The sequence below is a fragment of the Luteimonas sp. MC1895 genome (assembly GCF_016457215.1).
Lineage (GTDB): Bacteria > Pseudomonadota > Gammaproteobacteria > Xanthomonadales > Xanthomonadaceae > Luteimonas.
In genome coordinates this window covers 34,808-50,614 of record NZ_JAEMDY010000003.1, presented here as the reverse complement: position 1 = coordinate 50,614, position 15,807 = coordinate 34,808, and the positions used below count along the sequence as shown (strand labels likewise).

Here is a 15,807-nt window from a genome sequence, read left to right as displayed (position 1 = left end):
ATGGCGCATCACAACTCCCACGTCTCCGAAGGCTACGGCCCCGTCGGCCCTGCGCCGAAGGAGCACCAGGCGGTCTACACGACGCTGCACTTCGACAAGCCCTGGTCGTACGAGAACTACCTCAAGACCGGCGGCTACCAGGCGCTGCGCAAGGTGCTGACGGAGAAGATCCCGCCGGCCGACATCATCGAGATGGTCAAGCAGTCGGGCCTGCGCGGCCGCGGCGGCGCGGGCTTCCCCACCGGCCTGAAGTGGAGCTTCATGCCCAAGGGTGACGTGCAGAAGTACATCCTCTGCAACTCCGACGAGTCGGAGCCGGGCACGTGCAAGGACCGCGACATCCTGCGCTACAACCCGCATTCGGTGATCGAGGGCATGGCGATCGCCTGCTACGCCACGGGCTCCTCGGTCGCCTACAACTACATGCGCGGCGAGTTCCACCACGAGCCCTTCGAGCACATCGAGGAAGCGCTGGCCGAAGCCTATGCGAACGGCTGGCTGGGCCGTGACATCCTCGGCAGCGGCGTGGACATCGACATCCACAACGCGCTGGGTGCCGGCGCCTACATCTGCGGCGAAGAGACCGCGCTGATGGAGTCGCTGGAAGGCAAGAAGGGACAGCCGCGCTACAAGCCGCCGTTCCCGGCCAATTTCGGCCTGTTCGGCAAGCCGACCACGATCAACAACACCGAGACCTATGCCTCGGTGCCGGCGATCCTCCGCAACGGTCCGGAGTGGTTCGCCCAGCTGGGCAAGCCGAACAATGGCGGCTGCAAGATCTTCTCGGTCTCGGGCCACGTGCAGAAGCCGGGCAACTACGAGATCCGCCTCGGCACCCCGTTCTCCGAACTGCTGGAAATGGCCGGCGGCCTGCGTCCCGGACGTACGCTGAAGGGCGTGATCCCGGGTGGCTCGTCGATGCCGGTGCTGCCGGGCGAGACGATGATGGGCCTGACCATGGACTACGACGCGCTGCAGAAGGCCGGCTCCGGCCTGGGCTCCGGCGCGGTGATCGTGATGGACGACAGCACCTGCATGGTGCGCGCCTGCCAGCGCATCTCGCGCTTCTACTGGCAGGAATCCTGCGGCCAGTGCACGCCCTGCCGCGAGGGCACCGGCTGGATGCACCGCATGCTGACCCGCATTGTCGAAGGCAAGGCGAACATGGAGGACGTCGAGATGCTGCGCGCGTCCGCCGGCCAGATCGAGGGCCACACCATCTGCGCCTTCGGCGAGGCCGCGGCCTGGCCGGTGCAGGGCTTCCTGCGCCACTTCTGGCACGAATTCGAGTACTACATCGAGCACGGGCGTTCGATCGTCGACGCACGCACGGAGGCCGCGGCATGAGCGCGCAGCCGGTGAACCCGAACCTGCCGCCCGACCACGTCACCGTCTTCATCGACGGCGTGGAGATGGCCGCGCCCAAGGGCTCGATGATCATCCAGGCCGCCGACAAGGCCGGCATCCCGATCCCGCGCTTCTGCTACCACGACAAGCTCGCCATCGCGGCCAACTGCCGCATGTGCCTGGTCGACATCGAGAAGATGGGCAAGCCCGCGCCGGCCTGCGCCACGCCGGTGATGGACGGCATGCGCGTGCAGACGCGCAGCGAGAAGGCGCTGAAGTCGCAGCGCAACGTGATGGAGTTCCTGCTGATCAACCACCCGCTCGACTGCCCGGTCTGCGACCAGGGCGGCGAGTGCGAGCTGCAGGACCTGTCGATCGGCTACGGCCGGTCGGTGAGCCGCTTCGCCGAGCGCAAGCGCACCGTCGCCGACGAGGACCTCGGTCCGCTGGTCGCCACCGAGATGACGCGCTGCATCCACTGCACGCGCTGCGTCCGCGTCACCGCGGAAATCGCCGGCACCTACGAGCTGGGCGGCATGCAGCGCGGCGAGAACCTGCAGATCGGCACCTACGACGGCAAGCCGCTTACCACCGAGCTGTCCGGCAACGTGATCGACGTCTGCCCGGTCGGCGCGCTGACCAACAAGGTGTTCCGCTTCCGCGCCCGCCCCTGGGAGCTGATCGCGAAGGAATCGCTGGGCTACCACGACGCGCTCGGCAGCAACCTGTTCCTGCACGCCCGCCGCGGCGAGGTGATGCGCACCGTGCCCCGTGACAACGAGGCCGTGAACGAGTGCTGGCTGTCCGACCGCGACCGCTATTCGCACCAGGGCCTGTACGCCGACGACCGCGCCACGCGACCGATGGTCCGCGTCGCCTCCAACGGCGACGAGGGCGACTGGCGCGAGGCCAGCTGGGACGAGGCGCTGGCGCGCGCCGCGCAGATCCTGCGCGACAACGCCGCCGACGACCTCGGCGTCCTGGTGCATCCGTCGACCTCCAACGAGGAGGGCGCGCTGATCGCACGCCTCGCCGAAGCCCTTGGCACCGGCAACCTCGACCACCGCATCGCCCAGCACGACCTGTCCGACGGCGCCGTGGCCGAAGCCTTCGGCATGCCGGTCGAGGACATCGAGAAGGCCGATGCCATCGTCATCGTCGGCAGCCACCTGCGCCACGAGCTGCCGCTGGTGCACCAGCGCGTGCGCAAGGCCTGGCGCGCAGGTGCGAAGGTGCACGTGGTCAATCCGGTGGACTTCGAGTTCACCTTCGACATCGCGCACACGTCGATCGTCGCACCGTCGCGGATCGCCGACGCGCTGGCTTCGGCGGAGCTTGCGTCCGCGCTCGACGGCGCCGTGCGACCGGTGGTGATCGTCGGCGCGCTGGCCGAATGCGGCATCCATGCCGCGGCCATCCGCCGCGCCGCCGCCGACTTCGCCGGTCGCGTAAACGCCGCGCTGTGCCGCATCCCGCAGGGCGCCAACGCGGTCGGCCTGGCGCGCATGGGCGTGCTTCCCGCTTCGCGCGATGCCGGCGGCATGCTGGCCCAGCCGCGCGCGGGCTACGTGATCTACGGCATCGAGCCGGGCCTCGACTTCGCCGACCAGGCGAAGGCGATGCAGGCCCTGGGCGGTGCGCAGGTGGTGGCCTTCAGCCACTTCGCCTGCCAGTCGACGCGCCGCATCGCCGACGTGATCCTGCCGATCGGCCTGCTGCCGGAGCTCGATGCCAGCCTGACCAACCTCGATGGCCGCGAGCAGCGCACCGTCGCCGGCGGCAAGCTGCCGGGCGAGGCGCGTCCGGGCTGGAAGGCGCTGCGTGCGCTGGGTGGCCTGCTGGAGCTGGACGGCTTCGACTTCACCGACTTCGCCGGCGCGCGTGCGCTGGTGTCCCCGCGCCGGGTCGAGGTCGCGCGCGGCGCGGCGCCGGCGGCAGGCGAGGGCGGCCTCGAGCTCGCGGTGGCGCAGGCGATCTACCGCGTCGACGGCGTGACCCGCCGGGCGGCGGCGCTGCAGGCGCATCCGCTGAGCGTGGGCGCACGCATCACCCTCAATCCCGATGACGCATCCGCGGCCGGGCTGCGCGACGGCGCGATGGCGCGCGTCGCCAACGGCACCGGTACCGCGACCCTGCCGGTCGCCACCAGCGAGCGCGTCGCGCGCGGTGCGGCCCTGGTCGAGTCCGGTTACGGCGCCACCGCGGCGCTCGGCGCCGGCGCGGTGCGGGTGGAGGCCGCATGAGCACGACGACGAACAACACCGCCGGCGTCCTGCTCGGCTGGTTCGAACCCCTGCGCAACTGGCTGGATTCGCTCGGCCCGGTCGGCACCGTCCTGTGGCTGGTGCTGCTGATCCTCGCGATCATGATGCCGGTGATCATTGCCGTGGCGTTCTACGTGGTCTGGGAGCGCAAGCTGATCGCCTGGATGCATGTCCGCCACGGGCCGATGTACGTCGGCTTCGGCGTGCTGCAGGCCTTCGCCGACGTCTTCAAGCTGCTGTTCAAGGAAGTCATCCGGCCGAGCGCCGCGCACAAGGTGCTGTACATCCTGGCGCCGCTCATCACCCTGGCGCCCGCGCTCGCGGCCTGGGCGGTGGTGCCGTTCGACACGCGCATGGTGCTGTCCAACGCCAACGCCGGCCTGCTGTACCTGCTGGCGATGACCTCGCTGGCGGTCTACGGCGTGATCCTGGCGGGCTGGGCCTCCAACTCCAAGTACGCCTTCCTCGGCGCCATGCGCTCGGCGGCCCAGGTGGTGAGCTACGAGATCGCCATGGGCTTCGCCCTGGTCGGCGTCATGGTCGCCTCCGGCAGCCTGAACCTGAGCGAGATCGTGATGGCGCAGTCGGGCGACGCCGGCTTCCTGGAATGGTTCTGGGTGCCGCTGCTGCCGCTGTTCGTCATCTACTACGTGTCGGGCGTGGCCGAGACCAACCGTTCGCCCTTCGACGTGGTCGAGGGCGAGAGCGAGATCGTCGCCGGCCACATGGTCGAGTACTCGGGCGCGGTGTTCGCGCTGTTCTTCCTGGCCGAGTACGCCAACATGATCCTGGTGAGCTTCCTCACCGCGATCTTCTTCCTGGGTGGCTGGCTGTCGCCGATCCCGGTGGCCTGGATCCCGGACATCCCGGTGCTCTCGGTCATCCTGGGTGACGGCTGGTGGTGGCTGTTCGCCAAGGCCTTCTTCTTCGCCAGCTGCTTCGTCTGGTTCCGCGCGACGTTCCCGCGCTACCGCTACGACCAGATCATGCGCCTGGGCTGGAAGGTGTTCATTCCGCTGTCGATCGCGTGGATCGCGGTGACGGCGCTGATGGCGTACTTCGGCGTCTTCGAGGCAGGTGCGTGATGGGCAAGTTCGTTTCCTGGGCCAGGAGCCTGCTGCTGATCGAGATGATCCGCGGCATGGCGCTGACCGTCAGCTACCTGTGGCGCCCGAAGTACACGATGATGTACCCGATGGAGAAGATCCCGCAGTCGCCGCGGTTCCGGGGACTGCACGCGCTGCGTCGCTACCCGAACGGCGAAGAGCGCTGCATCGCCTGCAAGCTGTGCGAGGCGGTCTGCCCGGCGCTGGCGATCACCATCGACTCCGAACAGCGCGAGGACAACACGCGGCGCACCACGCGCTACGAAATCGACCTGTTCAAGTGCATCTTCTGCGGCTTCTGCGAGGAATCGTGCCCGGTGGACTCGATCGTCGAGACCCACATCCACGAGTACCACTTCGAGAACCGCGGCGAGAACATCGTCACCAAGCCGCAGCTGCTGGCCCTGGGCGACCGCCTGGAGGCGGAGATCGCCGAACGCCGCGCCGCCGACGCCGCATACAGGTAAGCCATGGACTTCGTACAGCTCGCATTCTTCGCATTCGCAGCGGTCGCGATCGCCGGCGCCATCGGCGTGATCGGCGCGCGCAACCCGGTGCACTCGGCGCTGTTCCTGGTGCTGACCTTCTTCAGCGTGGCCTGCACCTGGATCATCGCGGGCGCCGAATTCCTCGGGGTCGCGCTGGTGCTGGTCTACGTCGGCGCGGTGATGGTCCTGTTCCTGTTCGTGGTGATGATGCTCGACATCGACCTGGTGCCGATTAACGAGGGCTACGTGCGCTACCTGCCGGTCGGACTGGTCGTGGCGGTGGTGATGCTGCTCGAGCTGCTGTCGCTGATCGGGATCATGGCCTTCGTCGCCACGCCGTTCGCACCCGACGCGGTCGAGGCCGCCGGCGTGTCGAACACGGTGTGGATCGCGCGCCGGCTGTTCACCGACTTCCTGCTGCCGTTCGAGGTCGCCGCGGTGATCCTCACCGTCGCGGTGGTCGCCGCGGTGACGCTCACCCTGCGCCGCCGTCCCGGCACCAAGCACCAGGTCCCGGGCGACCAGGTCCGCACGCGTCCGGGTGACCGCCTGCGCATGGTCGACATGCCTGCATCGGTGCACGTCGCCGACGACGCAGCGCCGGCCACCGATGCCACCGGCGTGGAGGGCAAGTGATGGAATTCCTCGGACAGGGCCTCGCGCTTGGCCACTACCTGACGCTGGCGACTGCGCTGTTCTGCATCAGCGTCGCCGGCATCTTCCTCAACCGGAAGAACGTGATCATCCTGCTGATGTGCATCGAGCTGATGCTGCTCTCGGTGAACATCAATTTCATCGCCTTCTCGCGCGAGTTCGGCGACGCCGCCGGCCAGGTCTTCGTGTTCTTCATCCTCACCGTGGCCGCGGCCGAGGCCGCGATCGGCCTGGCGATCCTGGTCACGCTGTTCCGCAACCGGCGCACGATCAACGTCGCCGAACTCGACACGCTGAAGGGCTGACGGAATGCCTGGCATGGAAATTGTCATCTCGAAGGCGGTGCTGATCGCGATCGTGATCGCGCCGCTCCTTGGCGCGATCATCGCCGGCCTGTTCGGCCGCCAGGTCGGTCGCGTCGGTGCGCAGACGGCCACGATCCTGGGCGTGGCGGTCAGCTGCGCGCTGTCGAGCTGGGTGCTCTGGCAGCTGGTCGGGCAGGGCGCCGCGCCGTTCAACGAGAACCTCTACACCTGGTTCCAGGTCGCCGGCTACGAGATCCACATCGGCTTCATGGTCGACCGGCTGACCGCGATGATGATGGTGGTGGTGACCTTCGTGTCGCTGCTGGTCCACATCTACACCATCGGCTACATGGCCGACGACCCGGGCTACCAGCGCTTCTTCAGCTATATCAGCCTGTTCACCTTCTCCATGCTGACGCTGGTGATGGCCAACAACTTCTTCCAGCTGTTCTTCGGCTGGGAAGCGGTGGGCGTGGTGTCGTACCTGCTGATCGGCTTCTGGTTCAAGCGTCCGACCGCGGTGTTCGCGAACCTCAAGGCCTTCCTGGTCAACCGCGTGGGTGACTTCGGCATGCTGCTGGGCATTGCCGGCGTCGCCTACTGGTTCGGCACGCTCGACTACGCCACGGTCTTCGCCAATGCCGGGCCGACGATCGGCGGCGGCCAGGTGATCGAGATCATCCCGGGCTATGCCTGGTCGGTGGCGACCCTGATCTGCATCTGCCTCTTCGTCGGTGCCATGGGCAAGTCGGCGCAGGTTCCGCTGCACGTGTGGCTTCCGGACTCGATGGAAGGCCCGACCCCGATCTCGGCGCTGATCCACGCCGCGACCATGGTCACCGCCGGCATCTTCATGGTGGCGCGCATGTCGCCGCTGTTCGAGCTCAGCCAGACCGCGCTGCAGTTCATCCTCTTCATCGGCGCGACCACGGCCTTCTTCACCGGCCTGATCGGCATCGTGCAGAACGACATCAAGCGCGTGGTCGCGTATTCGACGCTGTCGCAGCTCGGCTACATGACCGTGGCGCTGGGCGTGTCGGCGTACTCGGCGGCGGTGTTCCACCTGATGACCCATGCCTTCTTCAAGGCGCTGCTGTTCCTCGGCGCGGGCTCGGTGATCATCGCCATGCACCACGAGCAGGACATGCGCCGCATGGGTGGCCTGCGCCGGTACATGCCGATCACTTTCGCCACCATGCTGATCGGCACCCTGGCCCTGGTCGCGACGCCGTTCTTCAGCGGCTTCTACTCCAAGGACACCATCATCGAAGCGGCGAAGTCCGGCGCCGAGGGGATGGGCTGGGTCGGCAGCTATGGCTACTGGGCGGTCCTGCTCGGCGCCTTCGTCACCTCGTTCTACAGCTTCCGCCTGCTGTACATGACCTTCTTCGGGCGCGAGCGCTTCCGCGAGGTCGAGCAGTCGCATCCCGCCGAGGCGCACGGCACGCATGGCGAAGAGACCCGCCACGAGCCCTCGCAGCTCGACGCGCACGGGCATTCCGCGCACGACGACCACCACGGCGTGCACGAACCGCGCGAGTCGCCCTGGGTGGTGACCCTGCCGCTGGTGCTGCTGGCGATTCCCTCGATCGCGATCGGCTTCTTCACCGCCGGCCCGATGCTGTTCGGCACCAGCTGGAGTGGCGGCGCGCAGGTGATGCCGTTCTTTACCGGCGCGATCGACCTGCTGCCGGAGAACGACACCCTCGCGCGCGTGGCGTCCGAGCTGTGGCACGGACCGGTGGCGTTCGCGCTGCACGGCTTCCTGACGCCCGCCTTCTGGCTGACGCTGGCCGGCTTCGTGCTCGCCACGGTCATGTACTGGTGGCGTCCCGAGCTCGCGACGAAGGCCCGCAGCATGTTCGCGCTGCCGGTCAACGTGCTCGAGAAGAAGTACTGGGCCGATGATCTCTGGATCGGCGGCCTGGCGGGCGGCAGCCTGCAGCTCGGCAAGGCGTCCAGCGCGGTCGACGGCCGCCTGATCGATGGCGTCATCGTCAACGGCACCGCGCGACTGGTCGGACTGGTGTCGGCCGTCTCGCGCCGGCTGCAGTCGGGCCGCCTCTATGACTATGCATTCGCGATGATCGTCGGCCTGATCCTGCTGTTGGCCGTGCTGATCTACCTCTGGACCTGACGGAAGACGATACGTGTCGAACTGGCCCCTCCTCAGCATCCTCATCTGGCTGCCGATCCTCGGTGGCGCGATGGTGCTCGCGCTCGGCAATCGCGCCAGCGCCGCGCGCTGGCTGTCGCTGGCGATCGCGCTGGTGGTGTTCGCCATCAGCATCCCGCTGTTCACCGGCTACGACGCCTCGGCGGCGGTGGCCACGATGCAGTTCGTCGAGACCCGGGAGTGGATCCCGGCCTATGACATCCAGTACCACCTGGGCGCGGACGGCATCTCGGTCGCGCTGATCGTGCTCACGACCCTGGTGACGGTGCTGGTGCTGATCGGCGCCTGGGCCTCGATCGACAAGCGCGTGAACCAGTACTTCGCCTCGATGCTGATCCTCGAGGGGCTGATGATCGGCGTGTTCTCGGCCGTGGACGCGATGCTGTTCTACGTGTTCTTCGAGGGCATGCTGATCCCGATGTTCATCATCATCGGCGTGTGGGGCGGCCCGCGCCGCGTGTATGCGTCGGTGAAGTTCTTCCTGTACACCTTCCTCGGCTCGGTCTTCATGCTGGTCGGCCTGGTGTACCTGTACCTCAAGGCCGGAAGCTGGCAGCTGCCCGACCTGTACGCGCTTCCGCTCACCGCCACCGAGCAGATGTGGCTGTTCTTCGCGTTCCTGATCGCGTTCGCGGTCAAGGTGCCGATGTTCCCGGTGCACACCTGGTTGCCCGATGCCCACGTCGAGGCGCCCACCGGCGGCTCGGTGATCCTGGCCGCGATCATGCTGAAGATCGGCGGCTACGGCTTCCTGCGCTTCAGCCTGCCGATCACGCCCGACGCGGGCCACGAATGGGCCTGGCTGCTGATCGCGCTGTCGCTGATCGCGGTGGTCTACGTCGGCCTCGTGGCCCTGGTCCAGCAGGACATGAAGAAGCTGATCGCGTACTCCTCGGTCTCGCACATGGGCTTCGTCACGCTGGGCATCTTCATCGCCTTCGCCCTGGTGCGCGACACCGGCAACCCCGAAGCCGCGCGCCTGGGCATGCAGGGCGCGATGGTGCAGATGATCTCGCACGGCTTCGTGTCCGGCGCCATGTTCACCTGCGTCGGCGTGCTCTACGACCGCATGCACACGCGCATGATCCGCGACTACGGCGGCGTGGCGAACGTGATGCCCTGGTTCGCCGCCTTCTACGTGCTGTTCGCGTTCGCGAACTCCGGCCTGCCGGGCACCTCGGGCTTCGTCGGCGAGTTCATGGTCATCGTCGCCTCGTTCCAGCACCACCCGCTGATCGCCTTCGTGGCCGCGCTGACCCTGATCCTGGGCGCCGGCTACACGCTGTGGCTGGTGAAGCGGGTGATGTATGGCGAGGCCGGCAACGCCCACGTCGCCGCCATGAAGGACATCAATGGCCGCGAGGCCCTGGTGCTGGGCGTGTTCGCCGCCGGCGTGCTGCTCATCGGCATCTGGCCCAGGCCCCTGACCGACCTGATGGAGCCCTCCATCGCGCAGCTGGCGGACATGCTCGCCAACAGCAAGCTTTGAGGAACGTGACGCGATGATGCCTGGTGAATTGAACCTTCCCGTCCGGACGCTGGCCGATATCGCGCCGCTGGCGCCCGAGCTCGTGGTGGTGATCGGCGCGTTCGCGCTGCTGATGCTGGACCTGTTCCTCGACGAGCGCCGCCGGGTGGTCACCCACTCGCTGGCGATCGCGCTCCTGCTCGGTGCCGCGGCGATGATCGTCGCCGGCGTGGGCGGGCAGGGCATGGTGCTGGCGGACATGTTCGTGCGCGACACCGCCGCCGACGTGCTCAAGGTCTTCATCCTGGTCATCACCGCGATGTCGCTCGGCTATGCCTGGCACTTCATGCGCGAGCGCGGGCTGTACAAGGGCGAGCTGCCGGTGCTGATGCTGTTCGCGACGGTCGGCATGATGCTGCTGGTGTCCGCGCCCAACCTGGCGACGATCTACGTCGGCCTCGAGCTGCTGGCGCTGTGCCAGTACGCGCTGGTGGCGATCGATCGCGACAACCCGGTCGGCTCCGAAGCGGCGATGAAGTACTTCGTGCTCGGCTCGCTGGCATCCGGCCTGCTGCTGTTCGGCATGTCGCTGGTCTACGGCGCCACCGGCAGCCTGGACCTCGCCAGCATCGCCAGCGCCGCCGCCACCGTCGACGGCGGCACGCGCACCCTGCTGCTGACCGGCACCGTGTTCCTGGTGGTGGGCGTCTGCTTCAAGTTCGGCGCGGCCCCGTTCCACATGTGGCTGCCCGACGCCTACCACGGCGCGCCGACGCCGATGACGCTGTTCATCGGTTCGGCACCCAAGCTGGCCGTGTTCGGCATGGCCTACCGCCTGCTCGAATCCGGCGTGGGTCCGCTGCAGGACCAGTGGCAGCTGATGGTGGCGATGATCGCGGCGCTTTCGCTGGTGGTCGGCAACATCTTCGCCATTGCACAGACCAACCTGAAGCGCATGCTGGCCTACTCGACGGTGTCGCACGTCGGCTTCCTGCTGCTCGGCCTCGCCGGCGGCGGTCCCGAGGGCTACGCGGCGGCGATGTTCTACGCGATCAGCTACGCGATCATGTCGGCGGCCGCGTTCGGCGCGATCGTGGTGCTGGCGCGCAACGGTTTCGAAGCCGACCGCATCGAGGACTTCAAGGGCCTCAATGCCCGCAGCCCGTGGATGGCGGCGATGGTGCTGGTGATCATGGCCTCGCTGGCCGGCGTGCCGCCCTTCCTCGGATTCTGGGCCAAGCTGGTGGTGCTGCGCGCGGCGATCCAGGGCGACATGCTGTGGCTGGCGATCGTCGGCATCGTGTTCGCCGTGGTGGGTGCGTTCTACTACCTGCGCGTGATCAAGGTCATGTACTTCGACGAGCCCGAGGGCCGGGTGATCGAAGCGCGCGACAGCATGCCGCTGAAGGCGCTGTTCGCGGTCAACGCGCTGGCGCTGCTGGTGCTGGGTATCGCCTGGAGCCCGGTCATGGCCTGGTGCCAGGCGGCGTTCGCCTGAGGCAAGCCACACGCTTCCGCGCGGCGATGACGCGCGGGAGCTTGCGGAAAAGCAGGTACTCCTGCATAATGTTCGTCTGCTGCGGGGTGGAGCAGTCTGGCAGCTCGTCGGGCTCATAACCCGAAGGTCGTAGGTTCAAATCCTACCCCCGCTACCATACGCAGCACGAACGGCGCTCCTGGAAACAGGGGCGCCGTTCTCTTTTGTGGCTCAGGCCTCCAGCACCATCCGCCGGCGCCCGTCATCGACGATCGCGTGCGGCACGAAGCGCGCGGTGTCACGCGTGATCGGCGATGCATCCTCGCGGATGCCCATGCCGCAGGCCACGTCGCCGACCACCCAGCTGCCGACCAGCGGCCACGCGCCGTCGAACGTCGGCAGCAGGTGGAGCGCCTGGCGGATCGCAGGACCCGCATAGGGCCCGGGCTGCTCGATCCGGTCGCCGTCGTGCAGGTGCATCTCGATGTTCGCGCCCTCGCGTGAGAACAGCGGCTTGCGGACCCAGCCCGGAGGCAGCTCGCTGCCGGCGTCGAACTCGGCCGGCAGCAGGTTCGGGTGGCCGCGGTGTCGCTCCCACAGCAGCGGCAGCACGCCCTTGTTGCTCAGCAGCAGCTTCCACGGCGGCTCCAGCAGGCGCAGGCCCGAGCCGGGCAGGGCCGAAGCGAACGCGTCCGCGAACAGGTCCTCGAGCGGATAGAGCTTGAACAGGCTGGCGATGACCACGTCGTCGCCGGCGGTGAAACGGCCGTCGGCCGAGAGTCCGATCGACTCCAGCGCGATCGTGCCGGACTCGATGCCGGCCTGCGCGGCGCAGTCGCGCAGGTAGTCGACCGTGCCCTGGTCCTCCGCGCTGTCGCCGGACGCAGAGAAATAGAGCGGCGCCGGAAGCTGCCCGGCGATCGCGACGAAGCGCGCCACCAGGGCCTCGTGGATTGAGTTGAACTGGTCCGCGCCGCCGGGCAATACGCCGCTTTCGCGCTGGCGCTCCAGCCAGTCCCACTGGAAGAACGCCGCCTCGAACAGCGAGGTGGGCGTGTCGTAGTTGTATTCGTACAGCTTGGCCGGCCCGTGGCCGTCATAGGCGAGGTCGATCCGGCCATAGAGGTGCGGATCGCGGCGGCGCCAGCTGTCCGCCACCTGGTCGCGGGCGTCGGGGGGAATCGCCAGCCGCTCCATGAGCTCCTGGCTGCCGGCGGCTTCGGCGGCGAGCTCCATGGCCATGGCGTGGAGCTCCGCGCTGGGGTCCTCGATGTCGTCCTCGACCTGTCGCAGGTCGAAGGCGTAGTAGGCGCGTTCGTCCCAGTAGCGCTCGCCCTCGATGGTATGGAAGGCGAAGCCGCAGTCCGCGGCGCGCTGGCGCCAGTCGGGGCGCTCCTCGATCGCGACCCGGCGCATCAGCCGCCGGCGCTGCGGCCCGCGCCCGAGCGGCCGAAGCCGCCGCGGCTGACGGTCGGGGCGCGGTCGGGCTGCAGGCCGGTGCGGGCCAGCGCCGTCGCCCCGCCTGGGCCCGCCTGCGGCCGCAGCCAGCCGGACTGGTTGGACAGGAAGGCCGGGGTGGCACGCGCGTTGCCGGGAGCCGCCGCGGCGGGTCCGGCACCGGGCGCCGGCGCCAGGGCACCGCCCCTGCCGCCCATCATCTGCGACAGCACGAACCCGGCCATCAGCGGGCCGACGAAGCTGCCGCCCGCGTGCTGCCGGGTCGCGCACTGGCCTTCGCCGAATTCGGCCTCGCAGTCCTCGCGCGAGGCATAGCGCGGCGCGACTTCGTCGGCCTGGGCCTGGGCGGCGTCGAAGGCCTGGCGGCACATCCCCGGATTCATGGTTTCCGCGGCGCAGGCCTCGACCGTGGTGAACAGGCCTTCGGAGGTCTGCACCTCCGGCTGCTGCGCGCAGGCAACCAGCAGCAGCGGGGCGGAGCCCATGAGGACGAGGGCGGTCTTGCGGGAGCGTTTCATCGAAGCCGGTACCGGATTGCGCGTGGAGAGGCAGAGGTTAACCGATGGTGCGCCACGCGCGCCGTGAGCTTGCGGCACGGGCGCGCGAGGCCTATAATCCAGCGGCTCAGCGGGACCCTGCAGGATGGCATCGGCGCAACAGGCGCCGGCCCCGGCAAACCCGCTGCAAGCTTTTCGCAGTCGACGAAAAGCCTCCGAGGAGGCTTTTTTCGATTGCGGGAGTCGGGCTCGCGCGGTGCGCATCGAGGCGCGCCGGCACCGGATCCAGCAGCATCGGACAAGGGGCCCATCGGGCCCTTTTTCATTTTTCCGCGCCGCGCGGCGCCAGGCGACCAGGACAGAGGAGACATCGTGGCCGACAAGTCGACCGACATCGCTGAGCTCCTGTCGCCGACCGTGTCCGCGATGGGCCTGGACCTGCTCGGCGTCGAGTACCTGCCGTCGCCCGGCGGCGGCGCGCTGCTGCGCCTGTACATCGACCGCCCGGGCGCCGACCCGATGGCCGAAGGGCAGGGCGTGGGCATCGAGGACTGCGAGGCGGTGAGCCGCGAAGTCTCGGCCCAGCTCGACGTCGAGGACCCGATCAGCAGCAACTACACCCTCGAGGTGTCGTCGCCCGGCGTCGACCGCCTGCTGTTCAAGCCGGCGCACTTCGAGCGCTTCCTCGGCGAACAGGCCAAGGTCGCGCTGAAGCTGCCGCAGGACGGACGCCGTCGCCTGCAGGGCCGGATCGCCACGGTCGAGGGCGAGACGATCACCTTCGACGTCGACGGCCAGCCGTTCGCGGTGTCCGCCGGCAACATCGACAAGGCGCGCCTGGTCCCCGACTGGGTCGCGCTGGGCTACGGCCCCGCGAAGGACGCGTCCGGCCGCGATGCCCGGCCCGGCAAGCGCGGGGCGGCCAGCAAATCCAATACCAACAACAAGCCGGCGGCGTCGAAGCCGTCCAGTGCGGAGTGAACCAGAAGATGAGCAAGGAACTGTTGCTGGTCGTCGATGCGGTCGCCAACGAGAAGGGTGTGCCCGAGTCGGTGATCCTCGAAGCCCTCGAGGCGGCGCTCGCCACCGCGGCCAAGAAGCGCTACCTCGAGCAGGACGTGGTCACGCGCGTGCAGATCGACTCGAAGGACGGCAGCTACGAGACCTTCCGCCGCTGGGAAGTGGTGGCCGATGACGTGGTCATGGAGTCGCCTGACCGGCAGATCCGCCTGATGGACGCGGTCGACGAGGCCGAGGGCGTCGAGGTCGGCGACTACATCGAGGAACAGATCGAGAACGTCGACTTCGGCCGCATCGCAGCCCAGGCCGCCAAGCAGGTCATCGTCCAGCGCGTGCGCGAGGCCGAGCGCCAGCAGGTCGTGGATGCGTGGAAGGATCGCGTCGGCGAGCTGGTGACCGGCGTGGTCAAGCGCGTCGAGCGCGGCAACGTCTTCGTCGACCTCGGCGGCAACGCCGAGGCCTTCATCCCCAAGGACAAGGCGATCCCGCGCGACGTCGTGCGCGCCGGCGACCGCATCCGCGGCTACCTGTACGACGTGCGCACCGAGCCGCGCGGCCCGCAGCTGTTCATCAGCCGCGCAGCGCCTGAATTCATGATGGAGCTGTTCAAGCTCGAAGTGCCGGAAGTCGGCCAGGGCCTGGTCGAGATCAAGGCCTGTGCACGCGACCCGGGCGATCGCGCGAAGATCGCGGTGGTCGCCTACGACACCCGCACCGATCCCATCGGCGCCTGCATCGGCATGCGTGGTTCGCGCGTGCAGGCGGTGTCGAACGAGCTCAACGGCGAGCGCGTCGACATCGTGCTGTGGTCGGACAACCCGGCGCAGTTCGTGATCAACGCGATGGCGCCGGCCGAAGTGCAGTCGATCGTCGTCGACGAGGACAAGCACTCGATGGACCTCGCGGTCGCCGAAGACCGCCTCGCGCAGGCCATCGGCAAGGGCGGCCAGAACGTGCGCCTCGCCAGCCGCCTGTCGGGCTGGCAGCTCAACGTCATGACCCAGGACCAGGTCACCGCGAAGTCGGAGGCCGAGCAGGCCACGGCGCGCGCGCTGTTCCAGGAGAAGCTCGAGGTCGACGAGGAAATCGCCGGCATCCTGGTGGCCGAGGGCTTCAGCACGGTCGAGGAAATCGCCTACGTGCCGGTCGGCGAGCTGCTGGCGGTCGAGGGCTTCGACGAGGACATCGTCGAGGAACTGCGTGCCCGCGCCCGCGACGCGCTGCTCAACGACGCGCTTGCGGTCGAGGAGGAGATCGGCGAGAACGTGCCGGCCGACGACCTGCTGGCGCTCGAGGGCATGGACGACGAGACGGCGTTCGCCCTGGCCGCCAACGGCGTGCGCACCGCCGAGGACCTCTCCGACCTGGCCGCCGACGAGGTGCTGGAATTCGGCATCGAGGGCCTGGACGGGGAACGCGCCGCCGCGCTGGTCCTGGCCGCGCGCGCCGGAGAGATCGCGCGCCTCGAGGCCGAAGGCTGACAGGCCGGGGCCGTCCACGGCCCCCGAGAACGGCAAACCACCATGAATTGATCGATCCATAGCGCG

Annotated in this window: 13 protein-coding genes and 1 tRNA gene; 12 read left to right on the top strand and 2 right to left on the bottom strand. The window is 68.5% G+C overall.

Translation table 11 applies throughout. From position 1 onward, the window contains the following. The 10 genes from nuoF to JG616_RS08145 all read left to right on the top strand — a co-directional run bounded on the left by nuoF (position 1) and on the right by JG616_RS08145 (position 11,463). The gene (nuoF, locus tag JG616_RS08190) at positions 1–1,347 is read left to right on the top strand and encodes an NADH-quinone oxidoreductase subunit NuoF (RefSeq protein ID WP_199392281.1); all 1,347 of its coding nucleotides are present in this window, start codon (positions 1–3) and stop codon (positions 1,345–1,347) included. After that, a complete protein-coding gene (gene nuoG, locus JG616_RS08185; protein ID WP_199392280.1) occupies positions 1,344–3,590 on the top strand; it encodes an NADH-quinone oxidoreductase subunit NuoG in 2,247 nt (748 codons plus the stop codon). The genes nuoF and nuoG overlap by 4 nt, the downstream gene beginning before the upstream one ends. Then, positions 3,587–4,696 (top strand): NADH-quinone oxidoreductase subunit NuoH, encoded by a 1,110-nt coding sequence (gene nuoH, locus JG616_RS08180; protein WP_199392279.1) that lies wholly within the window; start codon positions 3,587–3,589, stop codon positions 4,694–4,696. The genes nuoG and nuoH overlap by 4 nt, the downstream gene beginning before the upstream one ends. Then, complete coding sequence (gene nuoI / locus JG616_RS08175) at positions 4,696–5,184, top strand: NADH-quinone oxidoreductase subunit NuoI (RefSeq protein WP_199361889.1); 489 nt, start codon at positions 4,696–4,698, stop codon at positions 5,182–5,184. Before nuoH ends, nuoI begins: the two co-directional genes overlap by 1 nt. Positions 5,185–5,187: 3 nt before the next feature. Next, entirely contained in the window at positions 5,188–5,841 is a 654-nt protein-coding gene (locus JG616_RS08170) for an NADH-quinone oxidoreductase subunit J (protein WP_199361890.1), read from the top strand. Continuing rightward, positions 5,841–6,164 carry an NADH-quinone oxidoreductase subunit NuoK gene (gene nuoK / locus JG616_RS08165; RefSeq protein ID WP_199361891.1) on the top strand — a complete coding sequence of 108 codons (324 nt, stop codon included), beginning with the start codon at positions 5,841–5,843 and terminating at the stop codon, positions 6,162–6,164. The genes JG616_RS08170 and nuoK overlap by 1 nt, the downstream gene beginning before the upstream one ends. A gap of 13 nt (positions 6,165–6,177) precedes the next feature. Further along, entirely contained in the window at positions 6,178–8,301 is a 2,124-nt protein-coding gene (nuoL, locus tag JG616_RS08160; protein WP_199392278.1) for an NADH-quinone oxidoreductase subunit L, read from the top strand. Between the two features lie 13 nt (positions 8,302–8,314). Continuing rightward, positions 8,315–9,829 carry an NADH-quinone oxidoreductase subunit M gene (locus JG616_RS08155; RefSeq protein ID WP_199392277.1) on the top strand — a complete coding sequence of 505 codons (1,515 nt, stop codon included), beginning with the start codon at positions 8,315–8,317 and terminating at the stop codon, positions 9,827–9,829. A 28-nt stretch (positions 9,830–9,857) separates the two neighbouring features. Further along, positions 9,858–11,306, top strand: coding sequence for an NADH-quinone oxidoreductase subunit NuoN (gene nuoN / locus JG616_RS08150; protein WP_235973063.1), 1,449 nt, complete (start codon positions 9,858–9,860; stop codon positions 11,304–11,306). An 80-nt stretch (positions 11,307–11,386) separates the two neighbouring features. Beyond that, positions 11,387–11,463 (top strand) — tRNA-Met (locus JG616_RS08145). 53 nt (positions 11,464–11,516) lie between these two features. Here the strand turns inward: JG616_RS08145 and JG616_RS08140 are convergent. Both JG616_RS08140 and JG616_RS08135 read right to left on the bottom strand, forming a co-directional pair. Further along, the gene (locus JG616_RS08140) at positions 11,517–12,701 is read right to left on the bottom strand and encodes a glutathionylspermidine synthase family protein (protein WP_199392276.1); all 1,185 of its coding nucleotides are present in this window, start codon (positions 12,699–12,701) and stop codon (positions 11,517–11,519) included. Beyond that, positions 12,701–13,261: a DUF1190 domain-containing protein gene (locus JG616_RS08135; protein WP_199392275.1), complete on the bottom strand. Its 561-nt coding sequence runs from the start codon at positions 13,259–13,261 to the stop codon at positions 12,701–12,703. The genes JG616_RS08140 and JG616_RS08135 overlap by 1 nt, the downstream gene beginning before the upstream one ends. A 351-nt stretch (positions 13,262–13,612) precedes the next feature. On the opposite strand from JG616_RS08135, the gene rimP reads away from it, so the two are divergent. Beyond that, complete coding sequence (gene rimP, locus JG616_RS08130; protein ID WP_199392274.1) at positions 13,613–14,221, top strand: ribosome maturation factor RimP; 609 nt, start codon at positions 13,613–13,615, stop codon at positions 14,219–14,221. Between the two features lie 8 nt (positions 14,222–14,229). Next, positions 14,230–15,741 (top strand): transcription termination factor NusA, encoded by a 1,512-nt coding sequence (gene nusA / locus JG616_RS08125; RefSeq protein WP_199361897.1) that lies wholly within the window; start codon positions 14,230–14,232, stop codon positions 15,739–15,741. Positions 15,742–15,807: the final 66 nt, after the last annotated feature.